This is a genomic window from Sphingomonas sp. 320_CC (assembly GCF_059691795.1).
Map to the genome: position 1 here is coordinate 404,438 of NZ_JCAWAE010000001.1, position 22,730 is coordinate 427,167.

General features: G+C 67.2%; 24 protein-coding genes. 21 read left to right on the forward strand and 3 right to left on the reverse strand.

Translation table 11 applies throughout. The features are described from left to right. Positions 1 to 33: 33 nt before the first annotated feature. Complete coding sequence (locus tag AC59GX_RS01855) at positions 34 to 1,269, reverse strand: ABC transporter permease (RefSeq protein ID WP_426282551.1); 1,236 nt, start codon at positions 1,267 to 1,269, stop codon at positions 34 to 36. Beyond that, on the reverse strand, positions 1,266 to 2,192 hold the full coding sequence (locus AC59GX_RS01860; RefSeq protein ID WP_426282550.1) for an ABC transporter ATP-binding protein: 927 nt from the start codon (positions 2,190 to 2,192) through the stop codon (positions 1,266 to 1,268). Before AC59GX_RS01860 ends, AC59GX_RS01855 begins: the two co-directional genes overlap by 4 nt. Positions 2,193 to 2,236: 44 nt before the next feature. Between AC59GX_RS01860 and queG the strand changes: the two genes are divergently transcribed. From queG to AC59GX_RS01960, 20 genes are all read left to right on the forward strand, one after another. Continuing rightward, positions 2,237 to 3,415, forward strand: a complete 1,179-nt coding sequence (gene queG, locus AC59GX_RS01865) for a tRNA epoxyqueuosine(34) reductase QueG (protein WP_426282549.1) — start codon at positions 2,237 to 2,239, stop codon at positions 3,413 to 3,415. Positions 3,416 to 3,594: 179 nt separating this feature from the next. Beyond that, the gene (locus AC59GX_RS01870) at positions 3,595 to 4,290 is read left to right on the forward strand and encodes a hypothetical protein (RefSeq protein ID WP_497300686.1); all 696 of its coding nucleotides are present in this window, start codon (positions 3,595 to 3,597) and stop codon (positions 4,288 to 4,290) included. Between the two features lie 119 nt (positions 4,291 to 4,409). Continuing rightward, positions 4,410 to 5,663, forward strand: a complete 1,254-nt coding sequence (locus AC59GX_RS01875; RefSeq protein ID WP_497301309.1) for a DNA-packaging protein — start codon at positions 4,410 to 4,412, stop codon at positions 5,661 to 5,663. A gap of 160 nt (positions 5,664 to 5,823) precedes the next feature. Further along, positions 5,824 to 6,945: a phage portal protein gene (locus AC59GX_RS01880; protein WP_497300687.1), complete on the forward strand. Its 1,122-nt coding sequence runs from the start codon at positions 5,824 to 5,826 to the stop codon at positions 6,943 to 6,945. Then, entirely contained in the window at positions 6,945 to 7,250 is a 306-nt protein-coding gene (locus tag AC59GX_RS01885; protein ID WP_183129183.1) for a DUF6127 family protein, read from the forward strand. Before AC59GX_RS01880 ends, AC59GX_RS01885 begins: the two co-directional genes overlap by 1 nt. A gap of 59 nt (positions 7,251 to 7,309) precedes the next feature. Then, a complete protein-coding gene (locus tag AC59GX_RS01890; protein ID WP_426282911.1) occupies positions 7,310 to 7,681 on the forward strand; it encodes an HK97 family phage prohead protease in 372 nt (123 codons plus the stop codon). Positions 7,682 to 7,918: 237 nt separating this feature from the next. Next, positions 7,919 to 8,920, forward strand: a complete 1,002-nt coding sequence (locus AC59GX_RS01895) for a phage major capsid protein (protein WP_426282548.1) — start codon at positions 7,919 to 7,921, stop codon at positions 8,918 to 8,920. A gap of 174 nt (positions 8,921 to 9,094) precedes the next feature. Beyond that, complete coding sequence (locus AC59GX_RS01900) at positions 9,095 to 9,643, forward strand: head-tail connector protein (protein ID WP_497300689.1); 549 nt, start codon at positions 9,095 to 9,097, stop codon at positions 9,641 to 9,643. Next, positions 9,640 to 10,023: a DUF3168 domain-containing protein gene (locus AC59GX_RS01905; protein WP_353465119.1), complete on the forward strand. Its 384-nt coding sequence runs from the start codon at positions 9,640 to 9,642 to the stop codon at positions 10,021 to 10,023. The genes AC59GX_RS01900 and AC59GX_RS01905 overlap by 4 nt, the downstream gene beginning before the upstream one ends. 26 nt (positions 10,024 to 10,049) lie before the next feature. After that, positions 10,050 to 10,457 (forward strand): phage major tail protein, TP901-1 family, encoded by a 408-nt coding sequence (locus AC59GX_RS01910; RefSeq protein ID WP_121886983.1) that lies wholly within the window; start codon positions 10,050 to 10,052, stop codon positions 10,455 to 10,457. A 171-nt stretch (positions 10,458 to 10,628) separates the two neighbouring features. Beyond that, positions 10,629 to 10,943 (forward strand): gene transfer agent family protein, encoded by a 315-nt coding sequence (locus tag AC59GX_RS01915; RefSeq protein ID WP_497300691.1) that lies wholly within the window; start codon positions 10,629 to 10,631, stop codon positions 10,941 to 10,943. Continuing rightward, positions 10,940 to 11,131, forward strand: coding sequence for a phage tail assembly chaperone (locus AC59GX_RS01920; protein ID WP_497300692.1), 192 nt, complete (start codon positions 10,940 to 10,942; stop codon positions 11,129 to 11,131). The genes AC59GX_RS01915 and AC59GX_RS01920 overlap by 4 nt, the downstream gene beginning before the upstream one ends. After that, positions 11,121 to 11,669: a tail tape measure protein gene (locus tag AC59GX_RS01925; RefSeq protein WP_497301311.1), complete on the forward strand. Its 549-nt coding sequence runs from the start codon at positions 11,121 to 11,123 to the stop codon at positions 11,667 to 11,669. The genes AC59GX_RS01920 and AC59GX_RS01925 overlap by 11 nt, the downstream gene beginning before the upstream one ends. Positions 11,670 to 11,839: 170 nt before the next feature. Next, positions 11,840 to 14,116 carry a DUF2460 domain-containing protein gene (locus AC59GX_RS01930; protein WP_497300694.1) on the forward strand — a complete coding sequence of 759 codons (2,277 nt, stop codon included), beginning with the start codon at positions 11,840 to 11,842 and terminating at the stop codon, positions 14,114 to 14,116. A gap of 166 nt (positions 14,117 to 14,282) precedes the next feature. Then, positions 14,283 to 15,080, forward strand: coding sequence for a phage/gene transfer agent baseplate hub protein (locus AC59GX_RS01935; RefSeq protein WP_426282547.1), 798 nt, complete (start codon positions 14,283 to 14,285; stop codon positions 15,078 to 15,080). Beyond that, positions 15,077 to 15,448 (forward strand): NlpC/P60 family protein, encoded by a 372-nt coding sequence (locus tag AC59GX_RS01940; RefSeq protein ID WP_426282546.1) that lies wholly within the window; start codon positions 15,077 to 15,079, stop codon positions 15,446 to 15,448. The genes AC59GX_RS01935 and AC59GX_RS01940 overlap by 4 nt, the downstream gene beginning before the upstream one ends. A 1-nt stretch (position 15,449) precedes the next feature. Then, on the forward strand, positions 15,450 to 17,612 hold the full coding sequence (locus AC59GX_RS01945) for a phage tail protein (RefSeq protein WP_497300696.1): 2,163 nt from the start codon (positions 15,450 to 15,452) through the stop codon (positions 17,610 to 17,612). Positions 17,613 to 17,634: 22 nt separating this feature from the next. Then, positions 17,635 to 18,138 carry a DUF2793 domain-containing protein gene (locus AC59GX_RS01950; RefSeq protein ID WP_426282544.1) on the forward strand — a complete coding sequence of 168 codons (504 nt, stop codon included), beginning with the start codon at positions 17,635 to 17,637 and terminating at the stop codon, positions 18,136 to 18,138. A gap of 119 nt (positions 18,139 to 18,257) precedes the next feature. Next, positions 18,258 to 19,379 (forward strand): OmpA family protein, encoded by a 1,122-nt coding sequence (locus tag AC59GX_RS01955; RefSeq protein ID WP_056060954.1) that lies wholly within the window; start codon positions 18,258 to 18,260, stop codon positions 19,377 to 19,379. Between the two features lie 594 nt (positions 19,380 to 19,973). After that, the gene (locus tag AC59GX_RS01960) at positions 19,974 to 20,792 is read left to right on the forward strand and encodes a shikimate 5-dehydrogenase (protein WP_426282910.1); all 819 of its coding nucleotides are present in this window, start codon (positions 19,974 to 19,976) and stop codon (positions 20,790 to 20,792) included. Between the two features lie 5 nt (positions 20,793 to 20,797). Here AC59GX_RS01960 and ygfZ read toward each other — a convergent pair whose 3' ends face one another. Next, positions 20,798 to 21,535: a CAF17-like 4Fe-4S cluster assembly/insertion protein YgfZ gene (gene ygfZ / locus AC59GX_RS01965; RefSeq protein WP_426282542.1), complete on the reverse strand. Its 738-nt coding sequence runs from the start codon at positions 21,533 to 21,535 to the stop codon at positions 20,798 to 20,800. A gap of 133 nt (positions 21,536 to 21,668) precedes the next feature. Between ygfZ and pyrC the strand changes: the two genes are divergently transcribed. Next, a complete protein-coding gene (gene pyrC, locus AC59GX_RS01970) occupies positions 21,669 to 22,703 on the forward strand; it encodes a dihydroorotase (RefSeq protein WP_426282541.1) in 1,035 nt (344 codons plus the stop codon). The last annotated feature ends 27 nt before the right edge of the window (positions 22,704 to 22,730 follow it).

Genomic DNA, 22,730 nt, shown 5'->3' on the forward strand with positions numbered 1-22,730 from the left:
TTACCCTGGGCTCCTGCGTTCGCAGGAGAACGGTTAAGCGACTGCCTTGGCTTTGCGCCGCCAGAACGGCCTAGCACTTCCCGATTGCAGCACGCCGCGACGGAAGAGGCGGGCCCCAACCGTTATAAAAATCGTCACCCACAAGGCCTGCCAAGCAAGCGCGGCGACGTGTGGCCACAGCTCCGGTGAATTCGCCGCGCGGCCGGCCATTGCGAATGGCGAGGAGAGCGGGAACAGTTCGGCGGCGGTGGCGAGCCAGCTGCCAGGGTGGGAGACCGCCGCGGAGGACAGTCCGAACATCGCGACCTGCAGGATCGTGATCGGCAGCGACAGCATCTGGATTTCGCGCATCGTCGTCGCTTGTGCGCCGACGCCCAGGAACACCGAGCCGAGCAGGAGGTACGCCATGCTGAAATACGCCGCGAACAGCAGCGCGAACATCGGCGCCCCGACCGCGGGCGTCAGGTCGCCCAGCGCCACCGCCGCGCCCGCGGGCATCAGCGACGTGATCTGCGTGACGACGGTGCCCCAGAACGCGACGAACAGCACCGCGACGCCGAACATGCCGATCAGCTTGCCGAAGAACACGGACTCCAAGGGCACCGCGGCGGCGAGCACCTCGATCACCTTGTTGTTGCGCTCCTCGGCCATCGTGCCGACGACCTGCCCCGACAGGAACAGCGTCAGGAAGAATATCCCGAACACCGCGAAGAACGCCGACTGGTGCTGGCCGCCGACCGAGGTGGTCGAACGCTTGATCTGCGTCTTGGTCGCGGCGATCGTCGGCAGCGTGCCGCCGAGCTTCTGCGCGGCGAGCGTCGTCTGCGCGAGCAGCCCGAGATAATCCGCCGAGCGCCGCCCGCGCGGTCCGTACAGGATCTGCGGCGCGTCGAGCGGGCCGTACAGCACTGCGGAGGCGTCGACGTCCTTGGTCTCGAACGCCGCGCGCGCCTGCGCCGCGGGATCCGCGGCCGGCGCGACGATCGACAGTTCGGGGGGCGCTTCGTCGCTGCGGAACATGCCGCGCAGGCGCTCGTCGGACTCGTCGATCGGTCGCGCGGTGGAGGCAGGGACGATCGCGACGATCCGCGTCTTGTCCTGCGCGCCGCCACTGACGCTCGCCGCGCCCAGTCCGCCGATCGCGCCGAACGAACCCATGATCAGGGGCGCGAACAGGAACAGCAGGAAGATCGGCGTGAACACCGTGGCGATGAAGTCGCGTCGCGCGATCGTGAAGGTCTGGCGGAGGGTGCGGCGGAAACGGCTCATGCCGCGTCCTCCACAGGCATGTTGGCATGCTGGCCGACGATCCGGACGAATGCCTCATGCAGGCCGGGCCGCTCGATCGACAGCCCCGAAATTCCGTATCCCGCGTCGATCAGTCTCACGAGCAAGCTCTCGATTCCTTCGTTCGGCAGCTCGAACCGCCAGCTGTCCCCGTCGGCTACCGCATCCGCCGGCAGCACGCCGCGGATCGCCGGATCGGGGCGGTGCGGCGTGTAGTGGACGCGTTGCGGCAATATGCCTCGCGCGTCCGCGACCGTGCCCTCGAACCGTCGCTTCCCGCCCGCGATGATCGCGAGCCGGTCGCACAGCCGCTCGGCATGGCTCATGATATGCGTCGAGAACAGGATCGTCGCGCCGCGGTCGCGCTCGTTGAGGATCAGCTTCTCGAGCCGCTCCTGATTGACCGGATCGAGCCCCGAAAACGGCTCGTCGAGCACCAGAAGGTCGGGCTGGTGGACCACCGAGCCGAGCAGCTGCACGAGTTGCGCCATGCCCTTCGACAGTTTGCGGATCTTCTCGTCGACTGCATGGCCGAGCCCGGCGGCTTCCATCAGCACCACCGCACGCTCGCGCCCGGTCTTCCAGTCGAGCCCGCGCAGAGCCCCCAGAAACGCGATCGCCTCGCGCGCCTTCATCGCCGGATACAGCCCGCGCTCCTCGGGCAGATAGCCGACGCGGTCGCTCGCATCGCGCGGATTGTCGTAGCCGAGCAGCGTGCGGCTACCCTCGTCGGGCTCGATGATACCGAGCAGCATGCGCAGCGTCGTCGTCTTGCCCGCGCCGTTGGGGCCGAGCACGCCGTACACCGAGCCGCGCGGCACCATCATGTCCACCCCGTCGACCACGCGCCGATCGCCGAACCGCTTCACGATCCCGTTCGCGGTGACCGCCCATTCATCGTTCACGCGCAATCTTCCTACCGAGGGTGGCGTCGTGGTAGCGGGCGGACGTGGCGCAAGACAAGCTGGAACACAGGCTGAAGGCGAAAGCGGCGGAACTCGGCTTCGTCGCGTGCGGGATCGCGCATGCGGGGGCGGCGCCGCGCGCGGGCGAACGGCTGCACCAGTGGCTCGCGGACGGCCGCCACGGCGACATGATCTGGATGGAGGAGCGCAAGCACCACCGCGAGAGCCCCGCCGGCCTGTGGCCCGAAGTCCGCAGCGTGATCGCGCTCGGCATGAGCTATGCGCCGAAGGACGATCCGTTGCGCTTGGCGGACGAGGGCGGTGTAGGGCGGATCTCGGTCTACGCGCAGGGACCGGATTATCACGACGTCGTGAAGCGGCAGTTGAAGGCGCTCGGGCGGTGGCTGGCGGCGGAAGCGGGGCGCGACTTGCCGCCGTTCGATTTGAAAGTCTTCGTCGACACCGCGCCGGTAATGGAAAAGCCGCTCGCAGAGGCCGCCGGGCTCGGCTGGCAGGGCAAGCACACCAATCTCGTCAGTCGCGAGCATGGCAGCTGGCTGTTCCTCGGCGCGATCTACACGACGCTCGATCTGGAGCCGGACAAGGGCGGTGTCGACACCTGCGGCAGTTGCGACGCGTGCCAGACCGCATGCCCGACTGCGGCGTTCCCGCGGCCGTACCAGCTCGATGCCCGCCGCTGCATTTCCTACCTGACGATCGAGCATGCCGGCCCGATCCCGCACGAGTTCCGCGCCGCGATCGGCAACCGCATCTACGGCTGCGACGATTGCCTCGCCGTTTGCCCGTGGAACAAGTTCGCCGCCGCCGCCAACGCGAACCTCGCCTTCCATCCCCGCGCGGAACTGGTCGCGCCCGAACTTGCCGACATCCTGGCGCTGGACGATGCGAGCTTCCGCACGGTGTTCGCGGGCTCGCCGATCAAGCGCATCGGCCGCGCCAAGATGATCCGCAATGCCTTGATGGCGGCGGGGAACAGTAGCGATCCTGGCCTCGTCGAGGCCGTCGTCGGACTGTTGAGCGACGACTCGCCGGTCGTCCGGGGTGCGGCGATATGGGCATTGCGACGACTGGATAGCGCGCGCTGGGGCGGCGAGCGCGGACGTCGGCTGGCGGACGAGGGCGATCAGAGCGTGCTTGGTGAATGGGGGGCGGCTGCAGTGGATCGTGTCGTGCCTCTGGTCGATCTACCCGTGGGCGAGTAACCAAACGGGTTAATTACCTTGACATCGTCACGCTCATCTGGCACATAACGGGAACATCGAAAACTAGCGAGTCGGGCCGGACGGTCTGGCTCTGGAGGCCAGGACGATCGGGGCGGGAGCCTTTGTCGTCGCCGGCTTTCTGCGTTTGGCGGTGCGGTGCAGGCAAGCGGGGGCGCGGCATGGGGATCAAGAGCAAGGCGGCCGGGAACGCGAAGGTCGGCGGGATGGTCATCACGGGTGGAAAGAACCGGGTTCTTGTGGCCCGGAAACCCCGGGCGAAGGAATGGACACTCGAGCGGCAAGCCACGTTTCTCGAGGAATTGGCGATGACCGGCAACGTGACGACGTCTGTCGTCGTGGTGGGGATGTCGCTCGGCGGAGCCTATCACCGCCGCTCGCACGATCCTGCGTTTGCCGCAGCATGGCAGGCGGCGTTGTCGCGCGGGTATGACCGATTGGAGGAACTGTTGTTGGCGACGTCGCTCGCCTCTCTGGATCGCGATGATGGGCGTCTTGGCGGGCAGGGCGACGACGACCAGAGCGATGGGGGTGTGGAGGCGCCCTGCAACGAGACGGTGGCGGTCGGCGACGCTGGTGCCGTCGGGGACGCTGGCGCCGTCGAAGACGCGGGTGCCGTCGAAGAAGGGGGCGGCGAAAAGATCTTGGGCGGGGCTGCGGTGCCTGGCGCCGGGCTGATCAAGCTGTCGAGCGTGACGGCGATCCAGTTCGCGCTGGCGATGCTGAACCAGCATCGCGCGCGCGAGGCGCGGGGCCGCCAATCCAGCCAGACCTGTCGGGCGACGTCGGTGGAGACCGATGCCGCATTGCTGAAGCTGCTGGACTCGCTGGCGCGGCGCCAGGCGCTTGTCTCTTGACGCGCTCGGGAAGCGGCGAAGGCGATCCGGGGGCGGTCGACGCCTCGCCGGTGGCCACGGTCGAACGCGACCTGGTGGCGGAGCTGGCCGACCTGCCGGTGGTGCACCGTGCCGGGATCATGCGGAAGCTGTCGGTCGGTCAACGCAACGAGCTGCGCGATCGGTGGCGGCATTGGGCGCATGACGGGCAATATCCACCCGAGGGCGACTGGCGGATCTGGCTGATCCGGGCCGGGCGCGGCTTTGGCAAGACGCGGGCGGGCGCGGAGTGGGTGAGCCAGATCGCGCGCGACGATCCGACCGCGCGGATCGCGTTGGTCGGCGCGACGATCGACGATGTGCGGCGCGTGATGGTGCAGGGCGAGAGCGGCCTGATCGCGGTGGCGCACGACAACGAGGCGCTGACGTGGCGCAGTGCGGTCGGCGAAGTGCATTTCGGCAATGGCGCGAAGGCCTATGCGTATTCGGCGGAGGCGCCGGAAGCGTTGCGTGGGCCCGAGCATGGCTGGGCGTGGTGCGACGAACTGGCGAAGTGGCGCTATGGCGATGCGACCTGGGACAATCTGATGATGGGCTTGCGGTTGGGTACGGTGCCGCGCGTGCTGGTGACGACGACGCCGCGACCGGTCGCGCTGATGCGGCGGGTGATGGCGTTGCCAGGGCTGGTCGAAACGCGCGGGCGGACGCGCGACAATCCGCATCTGCCGGTGAGCTTCGTTGAAGCGATTACCGCCACGTATGCGGGGACGCGGTTGGGGCGGCAGGAGCTGGATGGCGAGCTGATCGAGGATGTCGCTGGGGCCTTGTGGACGCGGGCGCTGGTGGAGTCCCGGCGAGTGGCTTTGGCGCCTGAGGTGACGCGGGTCGTGGTGGGGGTGGATCCGCCGGCGGGGAGTGTGTCCGGGGGCCCTGGGGATGCTTGCGGGATCGTGGCGGTGGCGCTCGGGGTCGATGGGTTTGGGTATGTCTTGGAGGATGCCAGCGTTTCTGGTGCTTCTCCCGAGGGGTGGGCTCGGGCCGTGGCCGAATGTGCCGAGCGGCATGGGGCGGATCGGGTGATTGCGGAGGCCAACCAGGGGGGGACTATGGTGGGGAGCGTTCTCTCTGGCGCTGACCGGGCGATGCCGGTGAAGCTGGTGCATGCGTCGCTGGGGAAGGTGGCGCGGGCTGAGCCGGTGGCGGCTTTGTATGAGGCCGGGCGGGCCTGGCATGTGGGGGCGTTTCCGGACCTGGAGGATGAGCTTTGCGGGCTGATCGCGGGCGGCGGGTATGAGGGGCCGGGGCGGTCTCCGGATCGGGCCGATGCGCTGGTTTGGGCTATGACCGAGGTGATGCTGGGGCCTCGGGCTCGGGTTTCTGTGCGGGTTTTGTAGGCTGAGCCCTCTCCCTTCAGGGGAGAGGGAAGGAGGAGCCGTAGGCGACGGGAGGGTGAGGGCACGCGTTTTGGTGAGCGTGCCCTCACCCTCCCACGCTTCGCGCGGGCCCCTCCCTCTCCCCTGAAGGGAGAGGGGTTTTCGTTACAGGAGATCATCCATGAAATTGTTCGGGTGGAAATCCGGGCGCGATGAGTCGCGGCCGGTGTTGTCTCGGTCGGCGGCGGGCGCGATCGGGGGCTCTGCGTTTGGCGAGTGGCCGCGGAGTTACGAGGCTCAGGTGCGCGAGGCGTATCTGGATAATCCGATCGCGCAGCGGGCGGTGAAGCTGGTGGTGGAGGGGCTGGGGAGCGCGCCCATCGTCGCGTCGGATCCGGCGTTGCTCGCGCTGGCGACGGTGCGGTCGGGCGGGCAGACGCTGATCGAGACGGTGGCGGCGCATCTGATGCTGCACGGCAATGCGTATGTGCAGGTGTTGCGCGATGTCGAGGGCGGGGCGGCCGAGCTTTATGCGTTGCGGCCGGAGCGGGTGACGGTGGAGCCGGATGCTAGTGGGTGGCCGGCGGCGTACCGGTACCGGGTCGGGGAGCGAGTGGCTCGGCTGCATGCCGATCCGGTGCGGCCGGAGGTGATCCATCTGAAGAGCTTCAATCCGGTCGATGATCATTATGGGCTGGGGTGCCTGGGGGCGGCTTCGGGGGCGGTGGCGATCCACAATGCGGCGGCGCGGTGGAACAAGGCTTTGCTCGACAATGCTGCGCGGCCTTCGGGGGCGCTGATGTATGATCCCAAGGACGGCGCGACGCTGTCGGCCGAGCAGTTCGAGCGGTTGCGGGGCGAGCTGGAGGCGTCGTTCTCGGGGGCGGGGAATGCGGGGCGGCCGATGCTGCTTGAAGGGGGCTTGCGGTGGCAGGCCTTGAGTCTGTCGCCGGCGGACATGGATTTCGTGGGGACGAAGGCGGCGGCGGCGCGGGAGATCGCGCTGGCGTTCGGCGTGCCGCCGATGCTGCTCGGGCTGCCGGGGGACAATTCGTACGCGAATTACCGCGAGGCCAATCGGGCGCTGTGGCGGCTGGCGATCTTGCCGCTGGCGACCGCGGTGCTGGGTGGGATCGCGCAGGGGTTGGCCGGGTGGTTCGAGGGGGCGGCGATTTCGGTCGATCTCGACCGGGTGCCGGCGCTGGCGGAGGATCGCGAGCGGCTTTGGGGGATGGTTTCTGCGGCTTCGTTTCTCAGTGATGTGGAGAAGCGGGCTCTGCTGGAAATTCAGGAGGTGGTCTGATGGATGGGGCGGTTTTGGCGCAGTTGATGCGGCAGGGGGCTGAGCGCGGTGTCGACTTGGTGACGCTACGGGCGATCGTGGAGGAGGCTGGGGAGTTGGGGGCGGCGCGTGCCTTGGCGCGGGTTGCTTTGAGCGACGAGCGGGCTCGGGAGGATGTGGCGGAGTTGCGGGAGCTGCTGGCGGCTTGGCGGGATGCGAAGCGGTCGGTGTGGAAGGCGGTGGTGGGGTGGATCGCTCGGCTGGCGATGGCGCTGATGCTGGCGGGGCTGGCGGTTAAGCTGGGGTTTGCCGCGTGGTTGAAGTGATCCCTCGATACGCCGTCTCGACAGGCTCGACAGCTACTCGGGACGAACGGGGCGGGGCGGTGGCGTTCGCGGGGTATGCGGCGGTGTTCGATGTTGTCGATCGGGCTGGGGATGTGGTGCGGCGGGGGGCGTTCCAGAGCGCAGGCGTGGTGCCTTTGTTGTGGCAGCATCGTGGGGAGGTGGTTGGGTCCTTGTCCGTGGTTGCGGAGGATGCGCGGGGGTTGCGCGTCGAGGGGGTGGTGGAGGATCCGAAGCTGGCTCGGTTGGTGCGGGCTGGGGCGGTGGCTGGGTTGTCGGTTGGGTATCGGGCGACTTCGGTGCGGCAGGGGGTTCGGCGGGAGTTGCTTTCGGTCGAGCTGGTGGAGGTTAGTCTGGTGGCTGTGCCTATGCAGGCTTTGGCTCGGGTTGAGGTGGTGGACATCGTGGCGTGATCGTTTTCCTGCGGACGCAGGAATCCAGGGTCGAGGGGTGAGACGCGTGTGACCCTGGGCTCCTGCGTTCGCAGGAGAACGGGGATTGGCGCGGGCGTCCCGAGCCTCACGCCCCTCACCCTCCCACACGCAAGCGCGTGCGGGCCCCTCCCTCTCCCCAGAGGGGCGAGGGTTTTTAGAGAGTTTCACTGGGCGTCCTGCGGGGCGCCTTTTTTCGTTTCACGCGAGGAGATGGACATGAGTGTTGTTGACCGGCCGATTTTGGCGGGGGCTTCCCCCTTGGCGCAGAATGCGGCGTTTGCGGGGTTCGTTCGGACTGGCGCTACGCTGGAGATGAAGGCGTTTACCGGGGTGACCGGCGACGCCGGCGGGTTTGCGGTGCCGCGGGAGATCGATGCTCAGATCGATACGTTGCTGAAGGCGGTGTCGCCGATCCGGTCGATTGCCAATGTGGTGAAGGTTGGGTCGGCCGGGTATCGCAAGCTGGTGACGACCGGCGGTACGCCGTCTGGTTGGGCGGCGGAGAATGCGGCGCGGCCGGAGACGGCTTCGCCGGTGTTCGTCGAGATCGCGCCGCCTACGGGGGAGCTGTATGCCAATCCTTCGGCTAGCCAGGCGATGCTCGACGATGCTGCTTTCGATGTGGAGGAGTGGCTGGCGGGTGAGATCGCGATGGAGTTTGCTAAGGCCGAGGGGGCGGCTTTCGTGTCCGGGTCGGGCGTGTCGCGGCCGAAGGGGTTTTTGACTTCGGCTACTGCTGCGACTGCGGACGGGGTTCGGGCTTTCGGGACTTTGCAGTATCTGGCTAGCGGGACCGCGGGGGACTTCTCGGCGAACCCGCAGGAGCGGTTGATCGATCTGGTTCAGTCTTTGCGGGGGCCTTATCGGCAGGGCGCTAGCTTTGTCATGAATGCGGCGACTCTGGCGCGGATCCGGAAGTTCAAGACGACGGATGGGGCGTTCGTCTGGGCGCCTTCGCTAGCGGCTGGGGTGCCGGCTACGCTGCTCGGGTATCCGGTGGTCGAGGCCGAGGACATGCCGGATATCGCCGCGAATGCTCTGGCGATCGCGTTCGGGAATTTCCGGGCTGGGTATATTATTGCCGAGCGGACCGAGACGGGGATCCTGCGTGATCCGTATTCCAACAAGCCGTTCGTGAACTTCTACGCGACCAAGCGGGTCGGTGGGTGCGTGACGAACTCCGAGGCGATCAAGTTGCTGAAGTTCTCGGTGGCTTGAGTGGTGCCCCCTCTCCCCTGCGGGGAGAGGGAAGGAGGAGCACTTGCGACGGGAGGGTGAGGGGTGGTTGGGATTCACGTCCTGAGCCTCACTCCCCTCTCCCTCCCACGCGCAAAGGGCGCGCGGGCCCCTCCCTCTCCCCGGAGGGGCGAGGGAAGTTTTGGAGACATCGTTATGACGGGGTCGGCGATTTCTGCCGGGGTGATCGCTGAGGTGGTCGTCGCGGCTAGGGCTTTGTTGCGGGTGGAGAGCGGGGAGGACGTCGTGCTCGCGCGGTTGGCGTCGACGGCGCTGTTGCTGGGGGAGGCTTTCCTGGGGGCGGCGGTGATCGTGCGGCCGTTCGAGGATGTGGTGACCAGTGCGGCGGGGTGGCGGCGGTTGTTGGTCGCGCCGGTTACCGTGATTTCCGGGCTGACCGGGTTGCCTGGCGAGGGGGCGCCGTTCGTGTTGGCGGTCGGGGCGTATGCGGTCGATATCGATGCGGATGGGGTCGGGTGGGTTCGAGTTCTTGCCGCTGGGTCGGCCGGGCGGGTGGCTGTCGCGTATTCGGCGGGGCTGGCGCTGAGTTTCGATGCGGTGCCCGCCCCGATCGCGCAGGGGGTGGCGATGCTGGTCGCGCATCTGTTCGATCACCGGGAGAGCGATGTGGCGCCGCCGGCTGCGGTGGCGGCTTTGTGGCGGCCTTATCGGCGGATGCGGCTGTCCGCTGGGGTGCATTCGTGAGTGGGCGGGTGGTCTTGCAGGCGGCGATCGTCGCTCGGCTGAACGCGGTGCTGGACGTGAGCGTGTTCGACGCGCCGCCGGTTCGTGGGGGGCTGCCGTATGCGGTGGTCGACGAGCCGGTGTTGTCGGACTGGAGCACGAAGACCTGGGTCGGGCGGGAGGGGCGCGTTCTGCTGACGCTGTTCGATGGGGGGGAGCGGCCGGTTCGGGTGCGTTCCTTGCTGGCTGCTGCCGAGGAGGGGTTGGAGGCGCTGCCGCCCGATCTTGGTGAGGGGTGGCGGGTGGTTCGGCTGGCGCTGGTGCGGTCTCGGGTGCTGCGGGTCGGGGATCGGTGGCGGGGGACGTCGGAGTTTCTGGTGCGGATGTACCGCGAGAGCTGAGTGGCACGGTTTTGGGGGAGACGGACATGGCGGTGGAGAAGGGGAGTGCGTTCCTGCTGAAGGTGGGGAACGGGGCGGTGCCGGTGGTCTACGCGACGGTGGCGGGGCTGCGGACGACGCAGATGTCGGTGAATGGGGAGGCTATCGTTGTCACCACGAAGGATTCTGGGGGGTGGCGGCAGTTGTTGTCTGGGGCTGGGGTTCGGAGTGTGTCCGTTTCGGGGGCCGGGGTTTTTACCGGGTCGGTGGCGGAGTTGCGGGTGAAGGGTAGCGCGCTGACCGGCGTGCTCGATGATTATCGGCTGGCGTTCGAAGGCGGGGATACGATGACGGGGAAGTTCCTGGTGTCTCGGCTGGACTATGCCGGGGATTTCAACGGGGAGCGGTCTTATACGCTTAGCCTGGAGAGTTCCGGGGCTGTTGTTGTGGGGTAGCGGCTTTCCCTCGCCCCGCTGGGGAGAGGGAAGGAGGAGCGCTTGCGACGGGAGGGTGAGGGGTCTTGGGGCGGGGGTTCCGTGCCTCACTCCCCTCTCCCTCCCACGCGCAAGGGGGCGCGGGCCCCTCCCTCTCCCCGGAGGGGCGAGGGAAGTTTTGGAGACATTCTGATGGGTGATTTGGCGAATCCGGTTCGGGGGGAGGGGTCTCTTCGGGTTGGGGGGGAGACCCTTGTCTTGCGGCCTAGCTTTGCGGCTTTGGTCGCGGCCGAGGGGGAGTTGGGGCCTTTGTTTGCGCTGGTGGAGCGCGCGGCCGAGGGGAAGCTTGGGATCGGGGAGATGGTGGGGCTGTTCTGGCATTGCCTGCGCGAGTGTCCCGAGGGGGTTACTCGGGAGCGGTTGGGGGAGGCTGTTGTCGAGGCTGGGCTGGCGGCGGTGACGCCGGTCTTGCGGGGGCTGTTGCGGCAGATCCTGGCGGGGAAGTGACGTTTTCCGAGAATGCCGGGCGGTTGGCTGGCTTTGCGGGGGCGGTGTTGGGGTGGGCGCCGGAAGTGTTCTGGCGGGCTACGCCGGCGGAATTGGCGGGGGTCGTGGGGGCTTTGGGGGGGGACGTTACGGCGCCGCCGGATGCTTCGACGATCGCGCGGTTGAGGGGGGCTTTTCCTGATGGATGATCTTGATGCGGCGCTGGTGAGCGTGCGGGCGGATACGAACGGGTTCTCGCGTGATGTCGAGGCGATGCGGGGGGAGTTGGAGGGGGTGCTTGGGGCTGAGGCGGAGCGGGCTGCGCTTCGGTTGGAGGCGGGGCTGTTGCGGGCGGTTCGGTCTGGGAAACTGGGGTTCGAGGAGTTGAAGGGGGTCGCGCTGTCGGCGCTGGATGCGATTGCTTCGGCGGCTTTGAAGGCTGGGGTGCAGTCGGTGTTGCGTGGTGGGGGTTTGAGTGGGGCGCTGGCGGGGCTGGTTGGTGGGTTGCCTGGGCGGGCGACTGGTGGGCCGGTTTCTCCGGGGCGGGCTTATGTCGTGGGGGAGCGGGGGGCGGAGGTTTTCGTGCCTACCTCTAGCGGGCGGGTTGAGGCGGCTGGGGGTGGTGGCGTGCGCGAGGTGCGGGTGGCGATCACCGTGAATGCTGCCGGGGGGAGTGCGCCTGGGGTGCTGGCTCAGTCGAGCCGGCAGGTGGCTCGGGCGGTCAAGGCGGCTTTGGCGGTGGAGTGACCTTGTCCCTCTCCCTTTCGGGGAGAGGGAAGGAGGAGCCGCAGGCGACGGGAGGGTGAGGGGCTTTGGGGCGGGGGTTCCTAGCCTCACGCCCCTCTCCCTCCCACGCGCAAGGGCGCGCGGGCCCCTCCCTCTCCCCGTAGGGGCGAGGGAATAGTGAGGAGATCCTTATGGCGCATTGGCTTTGCTCGGAGCGGACTGTGCAGGTCGAGGGGCTTGTTTCGCGGTTCGATCCTCGGTTTTGGACGGTGGATTTTCCGAGGCCGATGATGGCTTCGGTGGTGACTGTCGGTCCCGCTTCGCTGCGGGTGGATGCGGTCTTTTACAGGGCGGATGATCTTGCGGGAGTGATCTGGGAGGCGGTGGATCGCTTCGATCATCCTTTGCTGAAGTACGAGACTTCGCGCGATTTTCGGGACTGTCGGCTGCACTTTCGGTGGCGTTCAAGCGGCGTGATGGCGCTGGATGCCATTAACGGCCCGACCTTGACGATCGAGGGGCGGGATGCGGCGGGGGTGGCGCGGTCCTGGTATGTGCGGTTGTGGAATTGCGCGGTGGGGACGCCGGAGGATGCGGTCGTTTCGCTCGATTTCGGGGCGATGGTTGGTGGGTATGAGCTGCCCGAGGATGCGGATCCGGTGTGGGCGGGGGATATTGACCGGATGTTCGTATCGGTGGTGCCGCCGGAGTATACCGAGGTCGATGTTCCGCTGGCCGGGCCGCGCGAGGGGTGGGTCGAGTGGACCGATCTCGTCTGCGAGGGGCCGGGGTCGGTGCTGGGGATCGGCGATGCCGTCGTGCCGGAGCACGAGGTTCGGATCGCGGGCGGGTATGACGACAGCTATAATTTGACGCCGGCGCGGTTGCTGCGGAATGCGCTGCATCTGGGGTACCGGGGAAGCATCACGCATTATGTCGGGATGAGCCATTATTTCCGGCTCGAGGGGGCTGGGGGCGGGTTTTACGTTTCGGCGGTTGGGGGCGTCTTGAACGTTGCCTGTGCGGCTTGGCACCGGGATTTTGCAGCGCGGGCGAAGGCGCTTGGCTATGACGTGATCTGGTCGCTGAGCTACGAGCTGTTCGATGCGCATTGCTGGAACGACTGGAAGCAGCGGGCGGCCGACGGTGCGCCGGCGCTGACGGGGTGGGAGCCGCCTTCGACGTTGTTGTCGCCGGCGCATGGCGGGGCGATGGGGTATCTGCAGGCGGTCGCGCGGGCGTTCATGGGAATCGCGGTCGCGGCGGGGTTGGCGCCGAAGTTTCAGGTGGGCGAGCCTTGGTGGTGGGTGATGCCGGATGGGCGGCCGTGCTTCTATGATGCGAGTGCGGTGGTGGCGTTTGCGCCGGTCGAGATGGCGAGCATTCGTAGGTCAAAGACGCCAGCGCAGATCGCGACGCTGGATGCGGCGGGGGTTTGCCTGGCGGCGTCGACTGCGGCGCTGATAGCCGCTGCTAAAGGGGCCGCGCCGGGCTGCGTGTCGCATCTGCTGACGTATCTGCCGACCGTGCTGGAGGCGAAGGCGCCGGAGGCCAAGCGGGCGAACATGCCTGTGGGGTGGGCTAGCCCTGCGTTCGATGTGTTGCAGTTGGAGGATTACGACTGGGTGACGGCGGGGGATTCTGCGTCGTCGGCCGAGGGCGTGGCGGTGGCTTTCGCGCGGCTGGGGTATCCGGTGGAGAGGCAGCACTACTTATCCGGGTTCGTGTTGCGGCCTGACCAGGCGGCGGAGTGGGGGCTGATCGAGGCGGCCGCCGAGGTGGCTCGGGCTCGGGGGGTGGCGGAGACGTTCCTCTGGGCGCTGCCGCAGGTGATGCGGGATGGGTTCGTGCATTTTGATACTGACGGGGGAGACGAGGTCGTGGAGGCTTTCGATGACGTGCTGTTTCCGTTGGAGCTGGGGCGCGAGGCCGAGGTGGCACCTGGATTCTCGACGGCGATTTTGACGAGTGCGGGGGGACGGGAGGCTCGGAATGCGGCGTGGGCCGAGGCTCGGACGTCGTATGATGTGGGGCCTGGGTTGCGGAGCGAGGCGGATATCGGGGTGCTGCTCGCGTTCTTTCGGGCGCGGATGGGGGCGGCGAGGGGGTTTCGGTTGCGGGATCCTTTCGACTTCGACGCTGTCGGGGAGGTCGTTGGGGTTGGCGATGGGGTGGCTCGGCGGTTTGCCTTGGTGAAGTCGTACGGTGCGATGGAGCGGCGGATTACGCGGCCCGTTGCGGGGAGTGTTTCAGTGGCTGTGGGGGGCGTTGGGAGTTTGGCGTTTTCCGTGGAGGCTGGGGGGTGGGTGGTCCTGGATGTGGCGCCTGCTCTCGGGGCGGTGGTGACGGCGGGGTTCGCGTTCGATGTGCCGGTTCGGTTTGCCGAGGATCGGTTGAGTGTGGCGCGGGCTACGTTCCTGGCTGGGGTGGCGGCGAGTGTGCCTCTGGTCGAGGTGCGGGAGGCTTAGGCCCTCTCCCCTCAGGGGAGAGGGAGGGAGGAGCCTCTTGGCGACGGAAGGGTGAGGGGAGTTGGGGCGGGTGTTCCTAGCCTCACGCCCCTCTCCCTCCCACGCGCAAGGGCACGCGGGCCCCTCCCTCTCCCCGGAGGGGAGAGGGGTTTTGGAGGAGACGCTCATGTTTCTGGATGCTGAGCTGGCTACGATCGCCTTGTGCTGGCGGATCGAGCGGCGGGATGGGGTGGCGGTGGGGTTGACCGCGCATGACCGGGATCTGGTGGTGAATGGGCTGGTGCACCGCGCTGCGCCGGGGATGACGCCTTCGGCGATCCAGCGGAGTGACGGGCTGGAGGCGGATACAATGGATGTGGCGGGGGCTTTGACGTCTGCCGCGATCGGCGAGCGGGATTTGTTGGCGGGGCGCTGGGATGGGGCTCGGGTGGTGCTGTTTGCGGTGGACTGGACCGATCCGGATTCTCGGGTGGAACTGGGTGAGGGCGTGATTGGGGCGGTCGAGCTGGGGGATGCGGGGTTCACCGCCGAGTTGCGGGGGGCGAGTGCGGCGCTGGATCGGGCGGTGGTGGAGGAGACTTCGCCGGAGTGTCGGGCGGAGCTGGGCGATCGGCGGTGTCGGGTGGCGATGGCGGGGCGGCGGCGGTTTGCTCGGGTTGTTGCGTGTGAGGGGGCGGTGGTGACGCTGGACTCGAGCGCGGAGGGTCTTGGGGGTGGGCTGTTGCGCTGGTTCGGGCGCGCGAATTGTGGGTTGGAGAGCGCGGTCGCTCGGGGTGCCGGGGTGACGGTGACTTTGCGGGCGGTGCCGGCTTTCGTGGTCGAAGTCGGTGCGCTCGTCGAGGTGGTGGAAGGGTGTGACAAGAGTCTCGCTACCTGTGCGGGGCGGTTTGGGAATGCGGTGAACTTTCGGGGGGAGCCGTTTTTGCCGGGGATCGATCTGCTGACGCGGTATCCTGGGGCTTGAGCCGGATCGCGGACGCCGCCGTCGCGGCGGTGGGAACGCGTTTTCGGTTGCATGGGCGGGGGGCGGATGGGCTCGATTGTGTCGGGTTGGTCGCGCTGGCGTTGCGGGCTGGGGGTTATCTCGGCGAAGTTCCGAGCGGGTATGCGCTGCGGGGTGGCGATTGGGGTTTGCTCGATCGGATGCTGGTGCGGGTTGCCGAAGCCGCAGCAGGCGACGTGCTGTTGATGGCGGCGGGGCCTGGGCAAATTCATCTGGGGATCAGGACCGCAGGCGGCTTCGTGCATGCGGACGCGGGGTTGCGGCGCGTGGTGGAGCGGCGGGGGATGCCGCCTTGGCCCTTGATCGGTGTGTGGCGGATGGGGGTGTGAGATGGCGACCTTGGTATTGACGGCCGTGGGGAGCGCGGTGGGCGGGCCGATCGGGGGCGCGATCGGTGCGTTGATCGGGCAGTCCGTGGATCATGCGCTGTTCGGGCCGAAGCGGCGGGAAGGGCCGCGGCTGGTCGAGCTGGCGGTGCAGACTTCGTCTTACGGGGCGCAAATCCCGAAGCTGTTCGGGACGATGCGCGTGGCGGGGACGGTGATCTGGGCGACCGATCTGATCGAGAGTCGCGCTTCGTCTCGGTCGGGCAAGGGGCAGCCGAGTACGTCCACCTACTCCTATGCGGCGTCGTTTGCGGTGCTGTTGTCGGCTCGGGCTATACTTGGCGTTGGGCGGATCTGGGCCGAGGGGAAACTGCTTCGGGGGGCGGCTGGGGACTTCAAGACGGCTACCGGGTTTCGGTTGCATCTGGGGGGCGAGGATCAGGCTGTGGATCCGTTGATCGCGTCCGCGGAGGGGGCGGCGACGCCGGCGTATCGGGGGGCGGCTTATGCTGTTTTCGAGATGTTGCAGCTGGCGGATTTCGGGAATCGGATCCCTTCGCTGACGTTCGAGGTGATTGCGGACGAGGGGCAGGTGCTGGTGTCCACGATCGCGAGGGCGCTGGCGGGGGAGGTTTCGGGGACGGCGGCGCTGGCGGTTGGCGGGTTCGCGGCATCGGGCGGGAGCGTTCGGGCAGTGTTGGAGATGTTGGGGCAGGCTGGCGGGGCCTGGTTTGCGCCTTCCGGAGCCGGGTTGGTGATGCGCGATGTCGCAGGGACTACCGTGGTCGTGGCGGACGAGGGGTTTGCGGTTGAGGGAAAGGGCGTGCGGCGGGCTCGGGCTGTGGCGGCGATCGAGACTGTGCCGCGGACCGTGACCGTCGGGTATTATGATGCGGCGCGGGATTATCAGGCGGGTGTTCAGCGGGCGCAGCGGCCGGGGGCGGGTGTGCGTGATGACCGCGTCGAGGTGCCGGCGGTGCTGGAGGCGGGCGCGGCGAAGACTGTGGCGGAGGCGATGCTCGCGCGGGCTGAGGCTGGGCGGGTGCGGCGGACGATTGCGGCCGGGTTCGAGGCGATGGCGATTGCGCCGGGGGCTTGCGTGACGATTGCTGGCGAGGGCGGCGTCTGGCGGGTGGCCGATGTGAACATCGAGGCAATGGTGACGACGCTGGGGCTGGTGCTGCTGGTGGCGGCTTCGCTAACGACGACTGCGACGAGCGGGCGGGTTTCGGGAGCTGTGGATGCAGTCGTCGGGGCTACGATCGTGCGGGCCTTCGAGGTTTCCGGACTCGAGGAGTCTCCGTTGAGCGCGCCGCGGATGACGGTGGTTGCGGGCGGTACGGGGGCGGCGTGGCGGCAGGCGGCCTTGCTTTACAGCGTTGATGATGGGGTGAGTTGGGTGGCGGCCGGGGCGACGGCTGCGCCTGGGGTGCTTGGGACGATTGCGGTTGTGGCATCCAGTGCACCGGCGACACTTGTCGATTTGCGGGGGGCGTTCGAGGTGGTCCTTGCGCATGCCGGCATGGAACTCGGGGATGCGGATGCGGCGGCGCTTGATCGCGGCGTGAACCTGGCGCTCCTTGGGGACGAGCTGGTCCAGATCGGGCGGGCGGAACCGCTGGGTGGCGCGCGGTGGCGGCTGAGCCGGTTGCTGCGGGGGCGGCGGGGGACTGAGGCGGCGGCTGGCGCGCAGATGGTCGGGGATCGGTTCGTGTTGCTCGAGGCGGGGGCGGCTCGGGCGTTCGATTTGCCGGTGTCGGTGCTGGGACGTGAGGTTCGTGTGATCGCGTCCGGCGTCGGCGATGATGCGCCGTTCGAGACGCGGTGCGTGATGCGCGGGGCTTCGGTGGTGCCGCCTTCGCCGGTGCATCTGCGGTTTGTGAGCGAAGCCGATGGTAGTGCCACGGTACGCTGGACGCGGCGCAGCCGGGCTGGGTGGCGCTGGATCGACGGGGTCGATGCGCCGCTGGCCGAGGAGGTCGAGGCGTACCGGGTGACCGTGACGGCCGGCGGAACCTCGCGCGGTGCCGATGTGGCGGAACCCTTTGTCTCGATCACGGCGGCGGAACGTGTCGGTTCCGTGAGTATCGCAGTCCGGCAGCGTGGCGTGTTCGGGGAGTCGCTCGCGGCCAACCTGATCGTACCGGAACTGATCGTACCGGCGTGATTCACCAACGGGGGAACGAATTATGAGCGACGACCGCACAGCGCGTCTGGCATTGCCATTGTTGCAGCCTGGCCAGGCGCAAAAGGAAGCGACGCATAACGAGGCGCTGACATTATTGGATCTCGCGGTGCAGGCGAGCGTGACGGCGGTGGGAACCAATGTGCCGCCCGCCACACCGACCACCGGCAGCGCGTGGATCGTCGGGACCGCGCCCACCGGTGGCTGGGCGGGGCAGGCGCGAGCGATCGCCGGGTGGACGGCAAGCGGGTGGCGTTTCCTGGTGCCGCGCGAGGGCATGGCGGTGTGGAGCATTGCCGATGGACAGTCGGCCCGGTTCGGTGCGGGCGCGTGGACGCTGGGGGTGCTGGCCGGAACCAAGGTCTCGATCGGCGGAGTCGACGTGGTGGGTCCGCGTCGTCCGGCGGTTCCCGACCCGGCGGGTGGCACCGTCGTCGACGTGCAGTCGAGAGCGACGATTGGTGCCATATTGGCAGCATTGCGGGGGCACGGATTGATTTCCGTCTAGAACACCCTGAAAACTGTGTCGTTCCAGCAACACTTCTAACTTTTGTCAGCTTGCGTGGAAACAAGCCCGAGGATAGGGAGTTTGCGATGTCCGTGTGACACTCATGAAAGGGGATTTATATGCGGAAGCTTGCCGTCGTTCTGGCACTCGCCTCCACCGCACTTGCCACTCCCGCCCTCGCCCGCGACAAGTCGTGGTACGTTGGCGTCGAAGGCGGTGCGATGATCGTTGAAGATATCGATTATGATATCGGCAACCTGAATAAGGCCGGTTCGGTCGATCATGACTATGGTTATGACGTCGATGCGGTCATGGGTTACGACTTTGGTGGTTTCCGTCTGGAAACCGAAGTCGGCTACCGTAAGGCAACCGTGGACGGCTACTCGTCGTCGACGACCACGCCTGTGTTCGGTGCAACCGGCGTTCGTGGCAACGCGGGTGCAAACAGCTACGACTACGCTGGTGGTTCGTCGTCGGCGCTCAGCTTCATGCTGAACGGCCTTCTGGACTTCGGTCCGGACGATGGCATCCAGGGCTTCGTCGGCGGTGGTGTTGGTGTTGCTCGCGTCAAGGCGCAGTACGCTCTCAACAACAACGGCGACTTCCTGAACGACTCGGACACCGTGTTCGCGTATCAGGGCCTGGCCGGTATCCGCGCACCGCTGACCGACCACATCGACGCGACGCTGAAGTATCGTTTCTTCAACGCCGAGAACGTCAAGCTGGTCGACGTTTCGAACCGCGTGTTCGACGGTCGCTATCGTTCGCACAGCATCCTTGGTGGTGTGACGTACAACTTCGGCGAGCCTGCTGCTCCCCCGCCGCCGCCGCCGCCGCCGCCGCCTGAGCCAGTCGCTCCTCCTCCGCCGCCTGCGCCGGTCGAAGTCGTCTGCTCGCCTGGTCCGTTCATCGTGTTCTTCGAATGGGACAAGTCGGACATCACGCCTGAAGCAGCGTCGATCCTCGACAACGCCGTCACGCAGTACCAGTCGTGCGGCAACGCACAGGTCATGCTGGCAGGTCACGCCGATAAGTCGGGTTCGGCATCTTACAACGTCGGTCTGTCGCAGCGCCGCGCAGATGGCGTGAAGGCATACCTGTCTTCGCATGCCATCCCGGACAGCGTCATCTCGACGGAAGCATTCGGCGAGAGCCGTCCGCGCGTCGAGACCGCCGATGGCGTTCGCGAAGTGCAGAACCGTCGCGTGGAAGTCACCTACGGTCCGGGTTCGGGCCAGTAAGACTTTCGCCAACTGGCTCTTGGGTCGGTTACGGAATGAAGTTTGGGGAGGTCGGCGCAAGCCGGCCTCCCTTTTCTTTTGTGCTTCGCGCGCAGGGGTCGATCGCGAAAGTTCTTGGATTGGGCGAGTGTTGATTTTGTTCGCGCGGAGGCGCGGAGGCGCGGAGAGTAAGTGCTGGAGCATGCGGTCGTACCTTCAGCCAATCCTGCTTTTGGCGAAGCCGATGATCCTAGGCCGCTTGCGCGGGTGCGCTTCCCCGGTGCGATCCATCTCCGCGCCTACGCGTCTCCGCGCGAACAAACCTTCTGTTCGATACGGCAGTGCCTGAGCGGAACGTCGATATGTTTACGCGAAGGCGCAAAGGCGCGAAGAGGGTTTTGCGGGGGGTGGGGTTACCCTGCCTCTTGAATCTTTTCAGTGCTTTCGCGCCTGAGCCGTCAGGGCGCAGCGTCTCGCCCGGAGCCGACAGCTTCGCGCCTTTGCGCCTTCGCGTGAACATATCTTCTGGCTGGATACCGTGTGGGAGCGTCGTTGCGACGCTCGCGCCTTCACCCTGGCGTATCGACGCTATACTGGGGCTGAGTGAACGAGGAGATGCAGATGAAACCGCTGATCGGACGGGACACGCGGCTGTGCATGTCGTTGTCGGCGCGGCCGGGGAATTTCGGGTCGCGGTTCCATAACCGGCTCTACGATCTGGCCGGGCTGGATTTCGTCTACAAGTCTTTCTCGACCACGGACCTGGAAGCGGCGATCGGCGGGATCAGGGCGCTCGACATTCGCGGGTGCGCGATCTCGATGCCGTTCAAGGAAGCGGTGATCCCGATGCTCGACGGGTTGGCGCAGTCGGCAAGCGCGATCGACAGCGTGAACACGATCGTCAACGACGACGGCGTGCTGACCGGGCACAACACCGATTACGGCGCGGTCGTCGATCTGGTTGCGGCTCTCGATCGGGCGATGCCGTTCGTGGTGCAAGGATCCGGCGGAATGGCGAAGGCGGTCGCGGCGGCGCTAGGCGACAGTGGTTTTCGCGATGGCACCGTCGTCGCTCGAAACGAGGCGACTGGGCGCGCGATCGCGGATCGCTATGGTTTTGCCTGGGCGGCGGAACCGGAGGGTGAGGCAGCGTTGCTCGTCAATGCCACACCGCGCGGGATGACCGGGCCGGATGCCGACGTACTGGCCTTTCCGCAGCCGATGATCGCGGCCTGCACCGTGGCGTTCGACGTGGTGCAATATCCGGTCGCGACGCCGTTTCTGAAAGCTGCGGCCGATGCTGGCAAGCGTTGCATCACCGGGGCGGAGGTGGCCACGCTCCAGGCGTTGCAGCAGTTCGTGCTGTATACGGGCGTGACGCCGTCACCGGCTCAGGTAACGGACGCTGCGGACTGGGCTCGCGCGCGTCCGTGAGCGAGTCAGCCGGTCGACGTTTCCGTTAGCGCAGTGGCCAGCCAGGGCGGAACGATCGCGTCGCCAAGTGCCTCGACGCGGCGATGCTCCACCATCAGACCGAGTTCGGGATAGGTTACGCGTGTCCGTCCGCTCGGTTCGGTGAACGGCGCGACGATCAGCCGGCGATTGACCTTCGAGCGGTGGTGCATCCGGGCGGTGTTTTCTTGGCCGACGTAACACCCCTTGGTGAAACTGACGCCGTTCAGTTCGCGCGCGTTGCATTCGAGCCATAGCGTCTCGCCCGCGCCGAGTTCGCCGACGCCTTCGGTCACGCCGAGCGACAGGCGGTGCGCGGGCCAGTCTGTTGCCGGCTCGGCAGGTGGCCCAAGCCAGCGACGACCCAGGTCCGCAAGTCGAGGATCGGGAACGCCGCGGTCGCCATCCCGTGCCCAATGGACTGCGAGATCGTCGAGCGCGAATGTGATCGCGCGGCGCAGGCGGTAGAGCGAGAGGCGCTTGGTCAACGCGTCGGCTTGCGCGGCCTCGACGTCGATCAGCACGTCGGTGCCATCGGCCCACAGGATGAAGTCGAACAACACCTTGCCTTGCGGCGACAGTAACGCCGCCCAGGCGGGCGCGTCCGGCGTCAGCAAACTGGTGTCGGCGGTGACCAGTCCCTGCAGGAAGCCGCGCACGTCTTCGCCGGCGACGCGGATCACGCTGCGGTCGGCAAGCATCGTTCTGGGGGGATCAGTGTTCATCCATACCACCTAGTGCGTGCGGGGCGATTTCCAACCAAGGGATGATCCCGACCGAAGGCCGCATCCGCCCATGCGACGAAAACCCGCGTCCGTCCGTCTGGCGTCGGGGCACGTCCGCCGATAGGAAGGCGGCATGACCGACCGCCTCACGATCCGCCGCCCCGATGACTGGCACGTCCACCTGCGCGATGGCGCGATGCTGGAGGCGGTCGCGGAGCATACCGCACGGCAGTTTGCGCGGGCCATCATCATGCCGAACCTGACCCCGCCGGTGACCTCGATTGAGGCCGCTAAGGCGTATCGGGGTCGGATCATGGCGGCGGTTGGCGATGCTGCGTTCACGCCGCTGATGACGTGCTACCTCACCGACGGCACCGATCCGGCCGAGCTCGAACGTGGCTACGTCGAGGGCGTGTTCACCGCGTGCAAGCTGTACCCCGCGCACGCCACGACCAACTCCGCGCACGGTGTTACCGACATTCGCGCGCTGACCGGGGTGCTGGAGACGTTGCAGCGGATTGGCATGCCGCTGCTGATCCACGGCGAGGTGACCGACAAGTCGATCGACATCTTCGACCGCGAGGCGGTGTTCGTCGAGCGCGTGCTGACGCCGCTGGTGCGCGACTATCCGGGGCTGAAGATCGTGTTGGAGCATATCACGACGGCCGAGGCGGCTGCGTTCGTGGCCGAGGTGGATCACCCAATCGCGGCGACGATCACGCCGCAGCATCTGCTGATCAACCGCAACGCGCTGTTCGACGGTGGGCTTCGTCCGCACGCCTATTGCCTGCCCGTGTTGAAGCGCGAGACGCATCGGCAGGCGGTGCGGCGCGCGGCGGTGTCGGGGTCGCCGCGGTTCTTCCTGGGCACGGACAGCGCGCCGCATGTCGTCGGGGCAAAGGAATCCGGGTGTGGGTGCGCGGGAATCTTCAACGCACCGTTCGCGCTGGAAGCGTATCTGCGCGTGTTCGACGAGGAGGGCGCGCTCGACAAGTTCGAGGGGTTTGCGTCGGAGCATGGCGCGCGGTTCTACGGATTGCCGCTGAACGAGGGGACGGTGACGTTGGTGCGCGGCGACGTCGAGGTGCCGGCTTCGGTCGGCGCGGGGGATACGGCGGTGGTGCCGTTTCTCGCGGGGACCAATGTTGGGTGGCGGTTCGAGGGGTAAAATTACCTCCGATCGCAGTATGTCCCA